We start from the raw sequence: 2,763 nt of genomic DNA on the forward strand, positions 1-2,763 counted from the left end.
GCCTGGCAGCGTCCTACTCTCACGGGACGTCAGTCCAACTACCATCGGCGCTGGAGAGCTTAACTACTGTGTTCGACATGGGAACAGGTGTGGCCTCTCCGCCATCGCCGCCAGACTTTGAATGTATATACATTCAAAACCAAATAGAAGTGTCAGTAAAGAGTGAACGCACTCTGAATTTCTTACTTTGAATAAGTCTTCGATGGATTAGTATTCGTCCGCTCAATGTGTCACCACACTTACACGCCGAACCTATCAACCTCATAGTCTCTGAGGCATCTATTGGGGAAATCTCATCTTGAGGGGGGCTTCATGCTTAGATGCTTTCAGCATTTATCCCGTCCATACGTAGCTACCCAGCTATGCCGTTGGCACGACAACTGGTACACCAGTGGTATGTCCATCCCGGTCCTCTCGTACTAAGGACAGCGCCTCTCAAATTTCCTACGCCCACGACGGATAGGGACCGAACTGTCTCACGACGTTCTGAACCCAGCTCGCGTACCGCTTTAATGGGCGAACAGCCCAACCCTTGGGACCGACTACAGCCCCAGGATGCGATGAGCCGACATCGAGGTGCCAAACCTCCCCGTCGATGTGAACTCTTGGGGGAGATAAGCCTGTTATCCCCGGGGTAGCTTTTATCCGTTGAGCGATGGCCCTTCCATGCGGAACCACCGGATCACTAAGTCCGTCTTTCGACCCTGCTCGACTTGTTGGTCTCGCAGTCAAGCACCCTTGTGCCTTTACACTCTATGAATGATTTCCAACCATTCTGAGGGTACCTTTGAGCGCCTCCGTTACTCTTTAGGAGGCGACCGCCCCAGTCAAACTGTCCATCTGACACTGTCTCCCAGCCGGATCACGGCTGCGGGTTAGAACCTCAACCACACCAGGGTGGTATCCCACCAGTGCCTCCACATAAACTAACGTCCATGCTTCATCGGCTCCCACCTATCCTGTACAGGTGGAGTCGAGATTCAATATCAAACTACAGTAAAGCTCCACGGGGTCTTTCCGTCCTGTCGCGGGTAACCTGCATCTTCACAGGTACTATGATTTCACCGAGCCTCTCGTTGAGACAGTGCCCAAATCGTTACGCCTTTCGTGCGGGTCAGAACTTACCTGACAAGGAATTTCGCTACCTTAGGACCGTTATAGTTACGGCCGCCGTTTACTGGGGCTTCAATTCGTACCTTCGCTTATGCTAAGCACTCCTCTTAACCTTCCAGCACCGGGCAGGCGTCAGCCCCTATACGTCACCTTTCGGTTTGGCAGAGACCTGTGTTTTTGGTAAACAGTCGCTTGGGCCTATTCACTGCGGCTTATATTTCTATAAGCACCCCTTCTCCCGAAGTTACGGGGTCATTTTGCCGAGTTCCTTAACGAGAGTTCGCTCGCTCACCTTAGAATTCTCTTCCCAACTACCTGTGTCGGTTTACGGTACGGGCAGATCAATTACTCGCTAGCAGCTTTTCTTGGCAGTGTGAGTCCGTATGCTTCGCCTACTATTTTCGGCTCCCCATCACCACTCAGCCTTACGCATGCCGGATTTGCCTAACATGCAGCCTTATGGCTTGGACGCGCTCTTCCTTCCGCGCGCTCATCTTTTCCTTCTGCGTCACTACTTCACTCAAATGCAATCATCTGGTACAGGAATTTCTACCTGTTGTCCATCGCCTACGCTTTTCGCCTCGGCTTAGGTCCCGACTTACCCAGAGCGGACGAGCCTACCTCTGGAAACCTTAGTCGTTCGGTGGACGGGATTCTCACCCGTCTTTCGCTACTCACACCGGCATTCTCACTTCTAAGCGCTCCACATGTCCTCTCGGTCATGCTTCGCCGCACTTAGAACGCTCTCCTACCATTAAAATAAATTTTAATCCACAGTTTCGGTAATATGTTTAGCCCCGGTACATTTTCGGCGCAGCGTCACTCGACTAGTGAGCTATTACGCACTCTTTAAATGATGGCTGCTTCTAAGCCAACATCCTAGTTGTCTGTGCAACGCCACATCCTTTTCCACTTAACATATATTTGGGGACCTTAACTGGTGGTCTGGGCTGTTTCCCTCTCGACAATGGACCTTATCACCCACTGTCTGACTCCCATACATCACATCTATGGCATTCGGAGTTTGTATGAACTCGGTAACCCGGGATGGGCCCCTCATCCAAACAGTGCTCTACCTCCACGATGCTAATATGAGGCTATACCTAAATATATTTCGGAGAGAACGAGCTATCTCCAGGTTCGATTGGAATTTCACCCCTACCCACAACTCATCCGGTCACTTTTCAACGTAAGTCGGTTCGGCCCTCCATTCAGTGTTACCTGAACTTCAGCCTGGTCATGGGTAGATCACCTGGTTTCGCGTCTACAAACATATACTCATTCGCCCATTTCAGACTCGCTTTCGCTGCGGCTCCACATTCTCTGCTTAACCTTGCATATATTCGTAACTCGCCGGTTCATTCTACAAAAGGCACGCCATCACCCCTTAACGGGCTCTGACTACTTGTAAGCACATGGTTTCAGGTTCTATTTCACTCCCCTCCCGGGGTGCTTTTCACCTTTCCCTCACGGTACTGGTTCACTATCGGTCACCAAGGAGTATTTAGCCTTGGGAGATGGTCCTCCCAGATTCCGACGGAATTCCTCGTGTTCCGCCGTACTCAGGATACATTCTAAATTGTTTCATCTTTCAACTACGGGACTCTTACCCCCTACGGTTGGCCTTCCCAGACCATTCGTCTAAATGTC

2 rRNA genes are annotated in these 2,763 nt (G+C 50.9%); both read right to left on the reverse strand.

Annotation, left to right across the window (positions count from 1 at the left end):
- Positions 1-115, reverse strand: a 5S ribosomal RNA gene (gene rrf / locus V6E76_RS11305).
- 72 nt (positions 116-187) lie between these two features.
- A 23S ribosomal RNA gene (locus V6E76_RS11310) occupies positions 188-2,763 on the reverse strand; the annotation flags it as partial.

Origin of the sequence: Jeotgalicoccus huakuii (assembly GCF_036665975.1) — a bacterium.
Lineage (GTDB): Bacteria > Bacillota > Bacilli > Staphylococcales > Salinicoccaceae > Jeotgalicoccus > Jeotgalicoccus marinus.